The organism is Pseudomonas sp. 3JA, assembly GCF_036961705.1.
GTDB lineage: Bacteria > Pseudomonadota > Gammaproteobacteria > Pseudomonadales > Pseudomonadaceae > Aquipseudomonas > Aquipseudomonas fluorescens_Q.
Genome location: NZ_JBAMDJ010000045.1, coordinates 1 through 18225, shown reverse-complemented (window position 1 = coordinate 18225; position 18225 = coordinate 1). Strand labels below are relative to the sequence as shown.

At 58.6% G+C, this 18225-nt stretch carries 13 protein-coding genes; 11 read left to right on the top strand and 2 right to left on the bottom strand.

The features are described from left to right. Positions 1-76 precede the first annotated feature (76 nt). The 8 genes from V7773_RS25900 to lanM all read left to right on the top strand — a co-directional run bounded on the left by V7773_RS25900 (position 77) and on the right by lanM (position 8782). Positions 77-1930, top strand: a complete 1854-nt coding sequence (locus V7773_RS25900; protein WP_092150620.1) for an Lnb N-terminal periplasmic domain-containing protein — start codon at positions 77-79, stop codon at positions 1928-1930. A gap of 132 nt (positions 1931-2062) precedes the next feature. Next, positions 2063-3280: an AAA family ATPase gene (locus V7773_RS25895; protein WP_336075987.1), complete on the top strand. Its 1218-nt coding sequence runs from the start codon at positions 2063-2065 to the stop codon at positions 3278-3280. Positions 3281-3320: 40 nt separating this feature from the next. After that, positions 3321-3890, top strand: a complete 570-nt coding sequence (locus tag V7773_RS25890; protein WP_336075986.1) for a hypothetical protein — start codon at positions 3321-3323, stop codon at positions 3888-3890. Positions 3891-4004: 114 nt separating this feature from the next. Further along, the gene (locus V7773_RS25885; protein ID WP_063324292.1) at positions 4005-4361 is read left to right on the top strand and encodes a hypothetical protein; all 357 of its coding nucleotides are present in this window, start codon (positions 4005-4007) and stop codon (positions 4359-4361) included. Positions 4362-4431: 70 nt separating this feature from the next. Continuing rightward, on the top strand, positions 4432-4923 hold the full coding sequence (locus V7773_RS25880) for a GreA/GreB family elongation factor (RefSeq protein WP_336075985.1): 492 nt from the start codon (positions 4432-4434) through the stop codon (positions 4921-4923). A gap of 233 nt (positions 4924-5156) precedes the next feature. Beyond that, positions 5157-5297, top strand: coding sequence for a hypothetical protein (locus V7773_RS25875; protein WP_170845994.1), 141 nt, complete (start codon positions 5157-5159; stop codon positions 5295-5297). Between the two features lie 158 nt (positions 5298-5455). Then, entirely contained in the window at positions 5456-5614 is a 159-nt protein-coding gene (locus V7773_RS25870) for a hypothetical protein (protein WP_283554275.1), read from the top strand. Between the two features lie 84 nt (positions 5615-5698). Then, the gene (gene lanM, locus V7773_RS25865) at positions 5699-8782 is read left to right on the top strand and encodes a type 2 lanthipeptide synthetase LanM (RefSeq protein ID WP_336075984.1); all 3084 of its coding nucleotides are present in this window, start codon (positions 5699-5701) and stop codon (positions 8780-8782) included. A gap of 53 nt (positions 8783-8835) precedes the next feature. On the opposite strand, the gene ettA is transcribed toward lanM, so the two are convergent. After that, positions 8836-10500: an energy-dependent translational throttle protein EttA gene (ettA, locus tag V7773_RS25860; RefSeq protein ID WP_030140297.1), complete on the bottom strand. Its 1665-nt coding sequence runs from the start codon at positions 10498-10500 to the stop codon at positions 8836-8838. A gap of 271 nt (positions 10501-10771) precedes the next feature. Between ettA and V7773_RS25855 the strand changes: the two genes are divergently transcribed. From V7773_RS25855 to V7773_RS25845, 3 genes are all read left to right on the top strand, one after another. Then, entirely contained in the window at positions 10772-14620 is a 3849-nt protein-coding gene (locus V7773_RS25855) for a sensor domain-containing protein (protein ID WP_336075983.1), read from the top strand. A 224-nt stretch (positions 14621-14844) separates the two neighbouring features. Next, on the top strand, positions 14845-16098 hold the full coding sequence (gene glyA, locus V7773_RS25850) for a serine hydroxymethyltransferase (protein WP_072347783.1): 1254 nt from the start codon (positions 14845-14847) through the stop codon (positions 16096-16098). Positions 16099-16326: 228 nt separating this feature from the next. Next, on the top strand, positions 16327-16857 hold the full coding sequence (locus V7773_RS25845; RefSeq protein ID WP_063324287.1) for a hypothetical protein: 531 nt from the start codon (positions 16327-16329) through the stop codon (positions 16855-16857). A 140-nt stretch (positions 16858-16997) separates the two neighbouring features. On the opposite strand, the gene yjiA is transcribed toward V7773_RS25845, so the two are convergent. Next, a complete protein-coding gene (gene yjiA, locus V7773_RS25840) occupies positions 16998-17966 on the bottom strand; it encodes a GTPase (RefSeq protein WP_336075982.1) in 969 nt (322 codons plus the stop codon). Positions 17967-18225: the final 259 nt, after the last annotated feature.

Genomic DNA, 18225 nt, shown 5'->3' with positions numbered 1-18225 from the left:
CGCTCCTCTCGGGGAGCGGGTTTTCTTTCTGGGGCCCCTTCGGTCTTTGTTTTTTCGCCTTTCCAAGTAGCCGACTATGCTCAAACGCCTTGCCTGGCTGGCGCTCTGTGTGTGCGCCCCGCTGTCCGCCGCGCCTCATGTCGACCCTCAACGTTTGCAGCAACTGGCCAATGACCGCTTCTGGATTTCCCTGGGCCACTACGAAACCGCCAAGCTCGGCGGTTGGCGCAGCTATATCAGCGACAAGCAATTCTTCCTCGCGCCCGATGGCAACGAACATCCCGAGCGTGAACTGAGTGCCACGCTAAAAGCCCTGTACGGCCCGGCCAGCGCCGGCCAGCAGCATGCCCAGTGCGTGTACCCGGCGCGAACGCGCTGGCTCAAGGCCCAGCTCAATCTGACGGATCTGCCGGCCGTTGACTGCAGCGACTTCAACCAATGGTTCAAGGACGTCTCGCCCCACAGCGCGGTGATGATCTTCCCCGCCGCGTATCTGAACAGCCCGTCCTCGATGTTCGGCCACACCCTGCTGCGCATCGACCAGGCCGATGTGCAAAGCGACAAGACCGCCCTGCTCAGCTATGCGATCAATTTCGGCGCCTACATCGAAGGCTCGGACAACAGCATCCTCTATGCCTGGAAGGGCCTGATGGGCGGCTATCCCGGCCTGTTCGCCCTGGTGCCCTACCAGGAAAAACTCTCCGAGTACCGTAGCCTGGAGAACCGCGACCTGTGGGAATACCGCCTGAACCTGAGCCAGGCGGAAACCGAGCGCATGGTCGAGCACGTCTGGGAACTCAAGCAGATTCAGTTCGACTATTTTTTCTTCGACGAAAACTGCTCCTATCGCCTGCTCGAATTGCTGCAAGTGGCTCGCCCCAGCCTGCGCCTGACCGAACAATTCCCGCTGACTGCGATTCCCACCGACACCGTCAAGGCCGTGAAAGAAGCCGGCCTGGTGGAAAGCATCCAGTATCGACCGTCCCGTGAACGGGAACTGCTCAGCCGCGCCGAACCGCTCAGCGACGAAGAACAGCAATGGGTACTCAAAGCCAGCGCCGACCAGCAGCAACTGCAAGCCCCCGGCTTCAAGGCGTTGCCGCGCGAACGCCAGGCGCTGATCATCGATGCGGCCTATCGCCTGGAGCGCTATCGCGCCAACGGCCAGGAGCGCGACCCACAACGCGCCCAGCGCAGTTTCGAACTGTTGCGGGCGATCAACCAAAACCCTGCGCCGGAGCTCGATATCCCGCAACCGGGCCTTCCCGAGGACGGTCACCAATCGCGCACCTGGCAGGCTGGCCTCGGCACGCGGGGCGACCGGGCGTTCGGCGAGTATGGCTTGCGCATGGCCTATCACGATCTCAACGACAACGCCGAGAGCTTCCCCTTGGGCGCACAGATCGAAATCCTGCAATTGAAACTGCGCCAGTACGAAGGCAATGACTGGCAGGTGCAACAACTGGACCTGGCGACCATTCGCTCCCTGACCCCACGCAACGAGTTGCTGCAACCGCTGTCCTGGCAGGTCACCGGCGGCCTGGAGCGGGTGCCAGGCAAACACGACGACGAAACCTTGGTCAGCCACGTCAACGGCGGCGCAGGTGGCACCTGGGCGCTGGGGGACGAGGTGCTGGGCTTTGCCCTGGGCACGGTGCGGGTCGAGCACAACAATGACTTCGCCCAGTTCATCGCTCCGGCCGCCGGTTTCAACAGCGGCGTGTTGTGGAAAAACCCGCTGGGCAACCTGAGCCTGGAGGCCAAGGGTGATTATTTCGTCAACGGCGAAGTGCGCCGCAGCCTGAGCCTGAACCAGCAATGGGAGCTGTCCCGCAACCTCGGCCTGCGCCTGAGTGCCCAGCGGGAGTTCAGCCAATTGGCCTCGCCGGAGAACGAAGTGATGCTTGAGGTGAAGTGGTATCACTATTGATATCTGAGCCAGAGAGAGGATCAAGGCCCAATCCCAGGTCGAATGGCAGGCGCGTTTCCGGGCTCGTTTCGAAGTCAGCCAAAATCAAGTAGATTGGCCCGGATCAACCTTTAATCGGAATTGAATGCTGCGATGCTTGATTATCTGCACATGAAAAACGTGGGGCCTGCTCCTGAGCTCGAAGTTAACTGGGCGCCACGAATCAATCTGATTACAGGTGACAATGGACTGGGCAAAAGCTTTTTGCTGGACCTGGCCTGGTGGGCGCTGACGCGCACTTGGGCCAATACGCCAGCCCTGCCTGTAAACCCCGGCAAGTCCTCCATTGAATACGTTGTAAAAGGTAAATCCGGCGTCGCCCAGCCTGTGGTATCGACCTACAAGCGGGAAGACAACTCCTGGCCTCTGAAACAAAGTCGTCCCACCATGCCCGGCATCGTGGTTTACGTACGCATCGACGGCGGCTTTTCCGTATGGGATCCGGCCCGCAATTACTGGCGCTCCGATAAGGATCGACCCGCCGCATATCACTTTTCCGCCGACGACGTATGGGATGGCCTCGATGTCAATGGGCAAAGGGTCTGTGAAGGCCTGGAGCGCGACTGGGTCAACTGGCAAAACGGTCGAAAACCCCAATTCGAAGCGTTGGAAAACGCATTGCGCGACCTCTCCCCCGCCAGTGAACCGTTATGCGTCGGGGCACCCAGACGAGTCTACCTGGGCGAGGGTCGAGAACGACCGACACTTACCATCGGCAATCAGAACGTTCCGGTCGCGCTGGCCTCTGCGGGCGTAAGACGCATCTTGGGGCTGGCCTATTTTCTCGTGTGGGCCTGGTATGAGCACCAGGCAGCGGCCGCACTGCTCGACAAAAAGCCCGAGCGCCGGTTTGTCATCCTGTTCGACGAACCCGAGACTCATTTACATCCAAGGTGGCAGCGCACGCTGATGCCCAGTTTGTTGCAAGCTATCAAGACCTTGCGCGGGAACCACGGTGCCGCTCCCCCCCAACTCCTGATTGCCACGCACTCCCCCCTTGTCGCCGCCTCCCTTGAACCGGTATTCGATGCAGAACAGGACGATCAGATTCAATTGTCGATCCAGGACCAGAAGGTCACGCTGACACAAGGACACTGGGCAGCCCAGGGTGACGCCAGCAGTTGGTTGGTCTCTGACACGTTCGGGCTGGAACAGGCGCGCTCGCTGGAGGCAGAAAAAGCCATCGAGGCCGCCGAAGCATTCATGCGTGGCGAGAAGCAACTGCCTGAAGGACTCAAGACCGAGCCTCCATCCATAAGGCGCTGCAAAAGCTGCTTCCGGCCCATGATGAGTTCTGGCCACGCTGGCTGATCGAGAGCGGCCTCCTGAAGCTCAATGGCGAGGGCCATCAATGATCCCGGTGACCAGGCCAAAGGAACCCGCCGATTTTGATAAAGACGTCAGAACGCCGGGAAAACAATGGCTCACTGACAATCCGGGCGCTCCTCGTCCCTCGCCGCTCTGGAACAAATGCTCGCGAGAGCTGGCCGATCATTACGCAAACCTGTGTGCCTACGCGGCCATGCTTGACCCTACCGGCGGAACGGTCGATCACTACCTCAGCTACAAGCACTACCCGGGCCTGACCTACGAATGGAGCAATTACCGCTTCGCCTCCGGCACGCTGAATTCCAGCAAGAAAACGGCTGATGACACGGTGCTCGATCCCCATGACGTGGGCCCAGGCTGGTTCGAAATCATTTTGCCGTCGCTTCAGATGCGCACCACGACGGCGGTTCCTGCGGCTTATCGCGAAAAAGCCGAGTACACACTCAAGCGACTCAAATTGCGTGATGGTGAGCGCGTCATTCGCTGGCGCCAGAGTTGGTACAACATGTACAAACAAAAAAAGCTGACGCTCGAAGGACTCCGTGAAGTGGCGCCGCTGATTGCCGATGCCGTTGAAAAAGCCGCCCTATGAAGGCGGCCTCATTTATCTGCAACCGCAGATTTTTTGATCATTCTTTCACCTCCCGCCTACAACTGCGCTTCTAAACTCTCCTGGTAAGGCCGCCAATGCGGCAGGGAGACAGGCATGTGGCGTGCGGTAGCGGTATTGAGTGTGATGTTGCTGGTCAGCGGCTGTGAAACCACCCACGAAGACCTGATCGCCCGAGGTTATCCACCGGCGTTCGCCGACGGCTACGACGACGGCTGTAGCAGCGGCCGGCAAGCGGCCGGGGTGATCACCGGCCAGTTCAGAAAAGACGTGCCGCGCTATCTCAAGGACCCGCGCTACGCCGAAGGCTGGAGCGATGGTTTCCGTCAGTGTCAGGCCATGCGCGAAAGCGAGGAGCGTGACGCCTATCGCGAACGTCACTGGGATGAACGTGAACGGGCCTGGCAACAGCAGAAAGACCAGGATGCCGCCCGGGCCTATCGCTCGCCGTAAGTCGCGCACAGACATTCATCGAAACCAAAAGCCTGCGACCATGGCCCAAACTCCAATAGAGGAGAACACCATGAGTCGCGCTTTCGTCAACGAAGACAACGCCGCAGCCCAGGCCGATCAACCGGTCGAACGCCAGGTCAGTGCGCAGCCCAATTACGTGACACCGTCCGGGTTTGCCCAGTTGCAGGCCCGCGTCGCCCAGTTGCAGGCACTGCATGGCCAGCACGCAGCCAAAGGCGACCAGGCAGACAAACAGCGCATCGCCGACATTGAACGGGACCTGCGCTATTTCAATCAGCGCTTGCAAAGCGCCCAGGTCGTCGTGCCGACATCAACGGATCAGGTGCGGATCGGGCATTGGGTGACCTTCGTCGATGAGCATGATCACGAGCAGCGGGTGCAATTGGTGGGTGAAGACCAAGCTGATGCGGCCAGTGGACTGATCAACTGGGGTTCGCCGCTGGGGCGAGCGTTGCTGGGGGCGAAGGTGGGGGATGAGGTGATCTGGGAGCGACCGATGGGCAATCTCGCCATTGAAGTCATTGCAATAGCACTTGATTAACGAACTGAGCGAGCAGCACTTGTTAGTACCATGAGAAAACACTTAAACCTTTCCTGCAGACTCGAACAAGAGCAATAAAGCCTCTAGCGCTAGAGCGTCGCAACAGTAACAACATACCTGTAGCAACATGTAACTGCAACATAAGGTCATAACGACAAGTTGGTGCTTAATCGGCAGCGTGCTATTGTTTTTCCCGCACCAAAACAGGTGCGTAACAACAGAGGAGAAACACGATGAGCGAACACATACTGGCAATGTCCGGTGACTTCGATGGTGACTTCAAGTCCTACCAACTCGTCAGTCGCGGCATTGAGTCAGCAGCGCTGACCATTGTCGAATGTGGCACCGCAGAGTGCACCGCCATTTTGTGCTAATCCCACTTTCAAGGTCGACCTGCACAGGGCGACTTTGATATCCCTAATCCCATTCATAGACAACTTCATTTGACATCCTACAGTTCGGATACAGTGATTGGCATCCGATTGGCCGCAGGCCGCTGTACGCGATATTCAATAACTGATGAGGAAATATCATGAGCGAAAAAATCCTGAACATGTCCGGTGACTTCTATCTCGAGTTCAACGCCTACCAAGCGCCCGCCAACAACATCGCGGGCATGCTGGCAACGACGATGGAATGCAACACCTTTGGAACTTGCACCAATATTGGATGCTCGACACTCGGGTGTTAATCCCGCTTAATCGACGTCGAAACAGGCAACACCTATAAACATAGAGCAGGCATTGCCTGCTCTATCCATGTCAGGAGCTATGGCATGCTTGTTAACGCTTTGAAGTTGGATCAGCGAGGAAAGTACCGGTACGCTTCAGACGGCGATATCGCTCTTTTTGAAAACAACCTGACCCGCCTGCATGCCGATGATCAAACCGTGCTGGATCACTTTGGCCTGAACAGGGAACAACTGGTCTCGTATATCAAGGAACCCGTCAATCAGCAGCCCTTGCCCGCCACAGGCGAAGACGCCTTGAATACGTTGAAAGAGAAATTGATTCATCTCGACAGCGTGAATGTCGACATGAAACAAGGCTCAAGCAACAAGGACAATTTTTATTGGTTTGGCTATCGCTTTTTTCTTTATTTCATCGATACGTTCAAGGCAGATGCGCGCTATTCGAATGCGTCAAGGCACATTGATGAACCCGCCTTGTTTGCCAGCCTTGAACGCTATGTCCTGGCCCGGGTTGGACGCACCTCGGAACAAAGCCTGGTCCATTATTTGAATACACGGATTGCGGACGGCGATGACATTGACCTGGAAGGATTCAATCACCTTCTACGCACGTTGCCGCTGCTGAAGTTTTTCGAATCCTACCCAGTGCTGGCGACATTGCTATTTGACCTACTGGAAGACACCCTCCATTTTCTTTATACGGTCATTCATAACTTTGCCGACGACGCTGAATGGTTGGACACAGCGTTTTCGATCCCCTCGCGGAAAATCGACGCTATTGAGCTCGGCCTGGGCGACCCTCACGGTCGTGGCGAAACGGTCTGCCAAGTCAATATCGGCACCACGGCATTGGTCTACAAGCCAAGGGCAAGCCGGGAGGCACTGTTTTTCTATGGCCTTCTTGGCCAACTGCATGAGTGGACAGGCGCAGATTGTTTTTCTATCCATACGCCCAAAATCCTCAGCCGCGAACGGCACAGCTGGGTAGAAAAAGTCGAGAACCTCCCTTGCGATAGCGAAACAGACATTGGGCTGTTCTATCAAAAAATGGGGGCACAAATAGCCGTCATCCATGGATTGAATGGCATCGACTTTCACTACGAAAATATTATTGCGTGCGGCAACAGCCCGGTCATGATTGACCTCGAGTGTTTGTTCACGGCTTCCACCAGCGACCTGCTCACTGACCTGCCCGCAGGTTGCGCACTGTCCAATAGTTTTAAATTGGTCCAGCAGTCAATCTGCTCCAGCGGCTTCGTACCCTTTTCACAACAGCCCAATAACGACCAGAGCGGTCTGACCCGGCAAGCGCTATTCATCTCGACCCGCCATTCCCTGATTGGCGACGGTGGCTTTTACCATCTGCGTAAAGTCGAATTCGAACACCACCTGATGCAAAAGCATTTGCCGCTTTTGCAGGGTGAGCGCAAGGGACCTGAGGCTTATAAAAAAGAACTTTTCCAAGGCTTTGAAAAGGCCTATGGCGAACTGATGGTTCATCGGCGCGCGATCATGCAGATGCTTGAACAATCCGCAGGGGAACTGTCAACCCGGGTGTTGCTCAAAAACTCTCAGCGCTACGCTGATTTTATCGGGCTGATCCGCCACCCTCGCTTTATGCAGAATATGCTCGACCGGGAACTTCTGCTCGCCACCCTGTGGGAAGACCTGAAAGAACCCTATCGGGAAAAGGGCATTCCCCGCTATGAAATAGCCGACCTGCAACGATCCAGTATCCCGTGCTTTACCATGCCGCTGAACGGCAGCTATTTCACGAGCGCACAGGGTGAAACAATTGAAATGGCAGCCGTGGAACCACCGGTAAAAAGCTGCCTACAAAAAATAGCCAACCTGTCCCGCAAAGACTGGGCCTTACAACGCACCTTACTCGAAATCTGTCTGTTCCCAGAACCGAACGGACATCCCCCTTCCCCTATTCCGCAGACGCTGGCGAACCTTGAAACAGCGCCCCTGGCGGACCGACTCGACGCGCTACAGACCATCAGCGCCCGCCTCGAGGAGCTGGCGGTAGTGGGCATGACGGAAGATGTAAGCTGGCTGTCTTTCCATACGCACCCCACGACACAGAGAAAATACCCGTCGCCCATGGATCACGGGCTGTACTCCGGGATCGCCGGGATTGGCTTGTTTTATCTGGGCCTGTTCAAGGTGAGCGGCGAACCGCACTGTCTGTCGCGCATGGATCAAGTGCTGCACTCACTGGAACAACGCTTCGGCTTTTTCAAAACCGATTTGACGGTCAGTGCTTATCACGGGCTGGGGGCTTATCTCTATCTGCTCATCAATCGTCGCCAGGTCACTGGAGACGCCAAGCATGATGAAAAAATTGCCGGCCTGCTGCGCCAACTGATTGAAGTCCCTCCTGAAGACTATGATTTCGACTTCCTCGGAGGCTGTTGTGGGGCTGTGACCCTGCTGGCCAATATCCATGCATTGTCTGCACAGGAGGACGTGCTGCCAGCCATCCAACGCATGGTTGGCTACATCAAGGATCAAGTCCTGATTGAAGATGGCCAACTGCTGCGGCGCGATGATCGCTCGGTCATTTTGACAGGCTTGTCCCACGGCCTCTCGGGGGTCATCCATGCCCTGTGTAAAGCCTATGACGTGACCGGCGATGCGACCCTGGTGCCCTTGGCCATCCAGGTGCTCGAAGGCGAAAACCGCTTGAGCCGGGACGGTTTCTGGCTGGACCTGCGAAACCTCGGCCCGGCGGACCATACGTCCAAGTGGTGCCACGGCGACGGCGGTATCCTTATCGCCAGGCGACAGCTCATGGCATCGATGGGGGACGCGCTGGACGACGCGGCCAGGCAGACCGTGCTCGACGATATACAGCGATGCGAGAACAATCTCTGGCAGCACGGTTTCGGCGAGGGCTACAACCTTTGCCACGGCGATTTCGGCAATCTGATCTGTCTGCATGACCTGTATCGGCATTCGGATAATCCCGAAGGCATGAGCAGGGTCAGAAAGACACTCGACGAAATCGCCCGGCAGTTTTTCGAGGGACCATGGCTCGACAACGATCGGGTACCCGACGTCAGCCTGTTGACTGGAATCACGGGGGCGGGTTATGCCTTGCTGTACGAGATGGACCCGACCCTCCCCAACATTCTCTCCCTTGAATTCGCGGTGCCGGCGTAACCCCCATAAAAAACGGAGCCCGAAGGCTCCGTTTTTTCATGCAACCAACCGACTCAGGCCAGTTTTTTGTGCCGTACGCGGTGCGGCTGGGCAGCCGCTTCGCCGAGGCGCTTCTTGCGATCGGCTTCGTACTCGGTGTAGTTGCCTTCGAAGAACACCGCTTGCGAATCGTCTTCGTATGCCAGGATGTGGGTCGCCACGCGGTCGAGGAACCACCGATCGTGGGAGATCACAATGGCGGCGCCCGGGAAGTCCAGCAAGGCTTCTTCCAGGGAACGCAAGGTTTCGACGTCGAGGTCGTTGGACGGTTCGTCGAGCAGCAGGACGTTGCCGCCCTCCTTCAAGGTCAACGCCAGGTGCAAGCGACCGCGCTCACCACCGGACAAGTCCTTGACGAACTTCTGCTGGTCGCCGCCCTTGAAGTTGAAACGGCCCACATAAGTGCGCGACGGGATTTCATAGTTGCCGATGCGGATCTGGTCGGAACCGTCGGAGATCTGCTGGAACACGGTCTTGCTGCCGTCCAGGTCTTCGCGGCTCTGGTCGACGCAGGCCAGTTGCACGGTTTCACCGATTTCGATGCTGCCCGAATCCGGCGTTTCCTTGCCCATCAGCATGCGGAACAGCGTGGATTTACCCGCACCGTTACCGCCGATCACGCCGACGATGGCGCCCTTGGGCATGGAGAACGACAGGTTGTCGATCAGCACGCGATCGCCATAACCCTTGGTGACGTTCTTGAACTCGATGACCTTGTCACCCAGGCGCGGACCGGCCGGGATGTAGATCTCGTTGGTTTCGCTGCGCTTCTGGAATTCCTGGGATTGCATTTCCTCGAAGCGTTGCAGACGTGCCTTGGATTTGGACTGGCGGGCCTTGGCGCCTTTGCGCACCCACTCCAGTTCTTCCTTCATGGCTTTTTCATGGGCCGACTGCTGCTTGGATTCCTGGGCCAGACGATCGGACTTGGCTTCCAGCCAGCCCGAATAGTTGCCCTCGTATGGAATGCCTGCGCCACGGTCGAGTTCGAGGATCCAGCCGGCGACGTTGTCCAGGAAGTAACGGTCGTGCGTGATCGCAACCACGGTGCCTGGGAAGTCATGCAGGAAGTGTTCGAGCCAGGCGACGGAATCGGCGTCCAGGTGGTTGGTCGGTTCATCGAGCAGCAGCATGTCCGGGGCCGACAGCAACAGGCGGCACAGGGCCACGCGGCGCTTCTCACCACCAGACAGGTGTTCGACCTTCGCGTCCCAGGCCGGCAGGCGCAGCGCATCGGCGGCGACTTCCAGCTGGCGATCCAGGTTGTGGCCGTCGCTGGCCTGCAGGATCGCTTCGAGCTTGGCCTGTTCGGCGGCCAGCTTGTCGAAGTCGGCATCCGGATCGGCGTAGGCGGCATAGACCTCGTCGAGGCGCGCCTGGGCGTCCTTGATCACGCTGACCGCTTCCTCGACCACTTCACGGACGGTCTTGGTCGGATCCAGCTGAGGCTCCTGGGGCAGGTAGCCGATGTTCAGGTCCGGCATCGGGCGGGCTTCGCCGTCGAATTCGTTATCGACGCCGGCCATGATTTTCAGCAGCGTGGATTTACCCGAACCGTTGAGACCCAGTACGCCGATCTTGGCGCCGGGGAAGAAGGACAGTGAAATATTTTTCAGGATTTCCCGCTTCGGCGGAACAACTTTGCTCAGCCGATGCATGGTAAAGACGTATTGAGCCATGGTGAACCTAGCGTCAGTGACAGGTGAAAAGAACGAGCCAGGCCATGCGCGGCACCGGCACTTGACGGTCATCAATGCCTGCGCGCGGATAGAGCCTGGGAATCTGGAGCTGGAACGCTCTTGTTTGACCGGCAAAGCTACCTCAACCGTCGGTCAAGGTCCAGCCGCCAAGGGCTGGCACTTTGCCACAAGTCAAGGCATGCTAGCCGCCCTTCGGGCGTCCGGCTTATAGTGCACGTCGCGCCAGTCCAGCAAACTGCAGGATTACAGCTTGTCCAACGTCACTCCGCCCCTGTCCCCTCGCGCACCCGCAGTCGTGCCCGGCTCGCCCCTGCGCGGGACATTGAAGAGCGCACTGGCCACGCTGGTGTTGCTGTTGCTCGGCTTGCTGTTCTGGCAATTGCTCGACCAACTGCGCGAAACCCAACAGCAACAACGCCAATACACCATCGACTACACCGCTGATCTCGCCGCGCAAGTCAGCCTGAACATGGCCCTGAACGCGCAAATCGCCCTCAACCTGCTACCGATCGTCGAACAACCCCAAACGGGCGACGAACAGCGGGCCCTGGTGCGCAAACTCCAGCAATCGCTCCCCGAATTGCGCAGCCTGGTCCTGCTGAGCCCCTCCGGCCGAGTGCTCAGTGACAGCGACGCCGACAGCCACGACGCCGACTACCTGGGCGAACTGGTGCGGCGCAGCCGGGCCCAGGCCCATTATTTCAGCAATGCCGAAGACGGCTCCGTGGTGCACCTATTGTTGCACCAGGCCAGCGGTAGCAGCCGTGGCTACTGGGCCCTGCGCCTGAGCCCGAACTTTTTCTCCACCCTGACCAAGCAGGCCGATATGGGGCTGCGCCCGCTGTGGCTGGTAGAAAACCGTCTCAACCAGCAAATCATCAGCCGCGACGAAAGCCTGCCCTCGAGCAGCCCTACCCATTTGTCCCCGGATGACCTGGAGAACACCGTACTGACCGTGCCCTTGAGCAGCAGCGACTGGCAACTGCGGGGGCTGTTCGACCGCCGCCAGGTGATCGAACAACTGCTGCCGGCCTTCATCGGCAAATGCCTGCTGGGCCTGGCGTTTTCGTTGTTGCCGGTGATTGCGCTCTTGAACATGCGCCGACGTCAGCGGCAGTTGCATGAAGGTCGGCGGCGCTACCAGGATATTTTCGAAGGCACTGGCGTGGCCTTGTGCGTGCTCGACCTGTCGGGGCTCAAAGCTTTTTTTGAGCGGGCCGGCCTGCACACGGGCGATCAATTGCGCGCATGGACAAAAACCCCCCATCAACTCGAGCAATTGCGCCAGGAAGTTCACGTCACCGAAGTCAACCAGATGGCGTTGAAACTGCTCAATGTCGATTCCTGCGATCAGGCCTGGCAACTGCTGGTCGGCAAGGGTACGCAGGACAACAACCCCGTCGGCTCGAAGCTGCTCGAGGCGCTGCTCGATCAACACAAGCAACTGGAGCTGGAAATCAAGCTCCAGGACGCCCATGGCCGCGACCAGCACCTGTGGCTGGTGCTGCGCCTGCCGGAAAAACAGCAAGACCATAACGCGGTCATCCTGAGCATCAGCGACATCACCAGCCGCAAGCTGATCGAGCTCTCGCTGCTCGAACGCGAGGGTTTCTGGTCCGACGTGGTGCGCACCGTGCCGGATCATCTCTATGTGCAGGACGTCATCAGTCAGCGGATGATTTTCAGCAACCACCACCTGGGCCAGACCCTGGGGTACGACCGCACCGAACTGCACCAGATGGGCGAGTACTTCTGGGAAATCCTGCTGCACAGCGACGATGCCGATCACTACCACAGCCTGCGCCAGGCACAGCGGCGGGGCGGGTACACGCAATTGTTGCAATGCCAACTGCGCTTTCGCCACCGCAATGGCAAATGGCGCTGCTTCGACATCCGCGAGCAGGCCCTGGCCCGGGACCGGGATAACCAGGTGACACGAATCATCGGCGTGGCCAAGGACGTCACCGAGCAGATCGAGGCCAGTGAATCGCTGCGTGACAGCGAACAACGCTACCGGATGCTCGCCGAAAGCATCAGCGACGTGATTTTCTCCACCGACAACAAGCTTTCGCTCAACTACGTCAGCCCGTCGGTGCAAGCGGTGCTGGGCTACACCGCCGACTGGATCTTCCAGAACGGCTGGCAATCGATCATCGCCAATCCGCAACAACTGACCGGCATCTACAGCCTGATGGACCGGGTCAGCAAGGCCCTCGACAAGCCCGATCAACTGGCCGAGCTACGCAACCAGATGCAGACCCAGTTGTTCCTGTTCGACTGCCTGCGTGCCGATGGGCGCAAGATTCCCATCGAGCTGCGACTGGTACTGGTGTGGGATGAACACGGCGCGTTCGAAGGCGTGCTCGGCGTCGGTCGCGACATCAGCCAGCAGCGTCGCGCTGAAAAAGACCTGCGCATGGCCGCTACGGTCTTCGAACACTCGACCTCGGCGATCCTGATCACCGACCCGGCCGGCTACATTGTCCAGGCCAACGAAGCCTTCAGTCGCGTCAGCGGTTATGCCGTGTCGCAAGTGCTGGACCAGTTGCCCAACATGCTGACCGTGGACGAACAGCAGGAAGCCCACTTGCGCTACGTGCTCAAGCAGCTGCAACAGCACAGCACCTGGGAAGGCGAAGTCTGGCTCAAGCGCCGCAATGGCGAGCATTACCCAGCGTGGGTCGGCATTACGGCCGTGCTGGATGACGAAGGTGACCTGGCCAGCTATGTGTGCTTCTTCAGCGACATCAGCGAGCGCAAGGCCAGCGAGCAGCGCATTCATCGCCTGGCCTATTACGACGCCCTGACTCACCTGCCCAACCGCACGCTGTTCCAGGATCGCCTGCACACCGCACTGCAATCGGCTGACCGGCAGAAGACCTGGGTCGTGCTGATGTTCCTCGACCTGGACCGTTTCAAGCCGATCAACGACTCCCTGGGCCATGCCGCCGGCGATCGGATGCTCAAGGAAATGGCCACGCGCCTGCTCGGCTGCGTCGCCGACGACGACACTGTGGCACGCATGGGTGGCGATGAATTCACCCTGCTGCTGCAACCACGCGCCAGCCGCGAAATGGCGCTGAACCGGGCAATCAACGTAGCCGAGCAGATCCTCGCCAGCCTGGTGCGGCCCTTCGTGCTCGAAGGCCGGGAGTTCTTCGTCACCGCCAGTATCGGTATCGCCCTGAGCCCCCAGGACGGCAACGAACTGAGCCAATTGATGAAGAACGCCGACACAGCCATGTATCACGCCAAGGAGCGGGGCAAGAACAACTTCCAGTTCTATCAGGCCGACATGAACGCCAGCGCCCTGGAGCGCCTGGAGCTGGAAAGCGACCTGCGCCACGCCCTGGAACAGAACGAGTTCGTGCTGTATTACCAACCGCAGTTCAGCGGCGATGGCAAACGTTTGACCGGTGCCGAAGCCCTGCTGCGCTGGCGCCATCCGCGACGCGGATTGGTGCCGCCAGGGGATTTCATCCCGGTACTCGAAGAACTCGGCTTGGTGGTGGACGTCGGCGACTGGGTCATCACCGAGGCCTGTCGGCAGCTCAGGACATGGCACCAGGCCAAGGTCCGGGTGCCGAAGGTCTCGGTCAACATTTCGGCCCGGCAGTTCTCCGACGGCCAGTTGGGCACGCGCATCGCCAATATCCTGCGCAGCACCGGCCTGCCGCCGGCCTGCCTGGAGCTGGAACTGACGGAAAGTATCCTGATGCGCGAAGTCAGCGAGGCGATGCAGATCCTGGCCGGGCTGAAAAACCTGGGCCTGAGCATCGCCGTCGATGACTTCGGCACCGGTTATTCGTCGCTCAACTACCTCAAGCAATTCCCCATCGACGTGCTGAAGATCGACCGCACCTTCGTCGACGGCCTCCCGTCCGGCGAGCAGGATGCGCAGATCGCCCGTGCGATCATCGCCATGGCCCACAGCCTCAACCTGGCGGTGATCGCCGAGGGTGTCGAGACCCATGAGCAACTGGACTTCCTGCGCGAGCACGGCTGCGACGAAGTCCAGGGCTACCTGTTCGGCCGGCCGATGCCGGCCAATCGGTTCGAAGCGCAGTTCAGCAATGATGCGTTGTTCATGCTCGACTGAAATCTTGTGGTGGCTGGGCGGGCCTCTTCGCGAGCAAGCCCGCTCCCACAGGGAAACGCATTTCAAAATGTGGGAGCGGGCTTGCTCGCGAAGGTGCCAGTCCGGGCATCGCTGAGTTCTGAGTGAAACCCATTCGTCCGCGACATGACGCCCTTTCATATGCCTTCCAAAACCGGTTGAGGTAGAATGCCCCCCTTTTCTGCCCCCGATCCTTGAGGACCGCCATGTTCAGCCGTGATTTGACTATTGCCAAGTACGACGCCGATCTCTTTGCCGCCATGGAGCAAGAAGCTCAGCGCCAGGAAGAGCACATTGAGCTGATCGCTTCGGAAAACTACACCAGCCCCGCGGTGATGGAAGCTCAAGGCTCGGTACTGACCAACAAGTACGCCGAAGGCTACCCAGGCAAGCGTTACTACGGTGGTTGCGAGTACGTCGACGTGGTCGAGCAACTGGCCATCGACCGCGCCAAGCAACTGTTCGGCGCCGATTACGCCAACGTCCAGCCGCACGCAGGCTCCCAAGCCAACTCCGCCGTGTACTTGGCGCTGCTGTCGGCCGGTGACACCATCCTGGGCATGAGCCTGGCCCACGGCGGTCACCTGACCCACGGTGCCAGCGTTTCCTCCTCCGGCAAGCTGTACAACGCCGTCCAGTACGGCATCGACGGCAACGGCCTGATCGACTACGACGAAGTCGAGCGCTTGGCCCTCGAGCACAAGCCGAAAATGATCGTGGCCGGTTTCTCCGCCTACTCCCAGGTCCTCGACTTCCCGCGTTTCCGCGAGATTGCCGACAAGGTCGGTGCCTACCTGTTCGTCGACATGGCTCACGTAGCGGGCCTGGTCGCCGCTGGCGTCTACCCGAACCCGGTGCCATTCGCCGACGTGGTCACCACCACCACCCACAAGACCCTGCGCGGTCCACGTGGCGGCCTGATCCTGGCACGCGCCAATGCCGACATCGAGAAGAAGCTGAACTCCGCCGTCTTCCCGGGCGCCCAGGGTGGCCCGCTGGAGCACGTGATCGCGGCCAAGGCGATCTGTTTCAAGGAAGCCCTGCAACCTGAGTTCAAGGCTTACCAGCAACAAGTGGTGAAGAATGCCAAGGCCATGGCAGGCGTGTTCATCGAGCGCGGCTTCGACGTGGTGTCCGGCGGTACTGAAAACCACCTGTTCCTGCTCTCGCTGATCAAGCAAGAGATCTCCGGCAAAGACGCCGACGCGGCGCTGGGCAAGGCGTTCATCACCGTCAACAAGAACTCGGTGCCAAACGACCCACGCTCTCCGTTCGTCACCTCGGGTCTGCGCTTCGGCACCCCGGCCGTGACCACTCGCGGTTTCAAGGAAGCCGAGTGCAAGGAACTGGCTGGCTGGATCTGCGACATCCTGGCGGACCTGAACAACGAAGCGGTCATCGACGCCGTGCGTGAGAAGGTCAAGGCTATTTGCAAGAAGCTGCCGGTGTACGGCGCTTAATCAGCCCGTCAGACCGTAGCCAAAAGGCCTGCCTCTTTGAGGCGGGCCTTTTTTATGGGCTGTTAAAAAGTTAACGCCAACTTACCCATTCATCCCTACACCATTCACTGGTTGTTATCGCACTTAACTTTCTGCAATACAGATAATACCACCCACCCCCAACAAACTAATAAGATCCCATCCGCTCCATCTCATACTTACTAACTCAACACAGGATTCAATTATCACATGGACAGTGAAAAATCTTTTCATGCAACACTTCGCATGTTTGATGCCCACGTCAATCTACTTGAAACGCTGCATGGTAAACCTGCGATGGCGACCGTCAGTTCATTCAGCGGCGGATTCTTTACCGGCAAACCGCAAACCCATGATCACTCGCATTTGCTCGGCATGCGCGCCGAAGCCCAGGGCACGGCCTCTACCCAATTGATGCTGCATTTCCGGCCTACGCCCAATGGCTACATCCTGACCCTGAAAAACCCCGGGGAATACTACAACAGGCTGATTAGCAAGAGTTGGCTTGAAGTACTTGGTGCAGTACATCCAAACACTGCCAACCCGACGCGTTTCATCCTGGTCGATCAACAGCACAACATCATCACTCGGAAAAACATCAACACCCAGCACACTCCCCTCTCACTCATGACCGCAACCCATAAATATGTCGGGGGATTAAGAGTGCCTGGCTCGCCGTATCTCTATCTGGCCGAGACCGAAGAAAAATCAAAGATAACTTTTATCTTAAGCCTACACTAAGGCATGTAAATCTCGTAAAAGACAAATTACCAGATAGCTCTTGTGGCGCAGGATATTCCCTCGCCACAAGGCTCTACGGTGGGCAGTTTCTCCTTCAACAACTCACCTTGGGCAAGTTGAAAGCCACAGGCAGCGGAAGATCAAAGCAGGATGGCATCGAAGCCTGCACGGATTTTCTCTTCGGGCAGTTCGTCGGCGATGAATACGATCACGCTTTCCCGGGGTTCATCCGGAGCCCATTCGGTGTCCCAATCGAAACCGTACAGTTTCAGTACCCCCTGGAATACCAGTCGACGGGGTTCGCCGGCGATGTTCAGCACACCTTTGTAGCGCAACAATTGCTTGCCGTGCTCTTCCAGCAACTGGTTCATGAACTCGCTGAGCTTTTCGATATCCAGTGGTTTGTCAGTGCGCAGCACGAGGCTGCTGATCCGATCGCCCGTGGTGGCCTTGCCGACCGGCCGCAAGCTGAACCCTGCGCCCAGGTCCGCATTGAGATTGAAGCCACGGATATCGAGCAGTTCGGCCAGGTCGATCTTGCCGTGTTCCACCACCCTGATAGGCGCTCGCCGATTGATGCGCGTCAAGCGCTCACCAAGGGCTTGGACCTGGGCTGCGTCCACCAGATCGGTTTTGCTCAAGAGCAGGCGGTCGGCAAATCCAACCTGGGCCTGGGCGATGGCCTGGGTCAGGTGGACATCGGCATGAGCAGCATCCACCAGGGTCAGGATCCCATCGAGGATGTAACGCTCGCGCAGGTCCTCATCGATGAAAAACGCCTGGGCCACCGGCGCTGGGTCGGCCAGTCCGGTGCACTCGATGACCAGGCGATCGAAGGCAATCTCGCCGCTGTCCAGCCGCTCGAGCAACAGATACAGGGCCTTGGTCAGGTCGGTGTGGATGGTGCAGCACACGCAACCGTTGGCCAGGGTCATGACTTGCACCGGCTCGTCACCCAGCAGTTGGGTGTCGATACCGGCATCGCTGAATTCGTTCTCGATCACGGCGATTTTCAGGCCGTGTTCGGCCTTGAGCAGATGGCGCAACAGCGTGGTCTTGCCGGCGCCGAGGAAGCCGCTGAGGATGGTGACCGGGATGGGAGAGGACAAACTGAATCTCCTTGATGCCTGAAAGGGAAGCGGTTTTGTGGGAGCGAGCCTGCACGCGAAGGCGTCGGGTCAGTTGACATCGATGCTACTGACCCACCGCCATCGCGGGCAAGTCCACTCCCACATGGGTTTGAGGCTACCTCAACTCAACAGCACTTGGGCCCACCCTTGCCACCGTAACCAACAGCGGATTCAAGCCAGACAACTACCCTTTGGCGAGGGAGCTTGCTCCCGCTCGGCTGCGCAGCAGTCGCAAAAC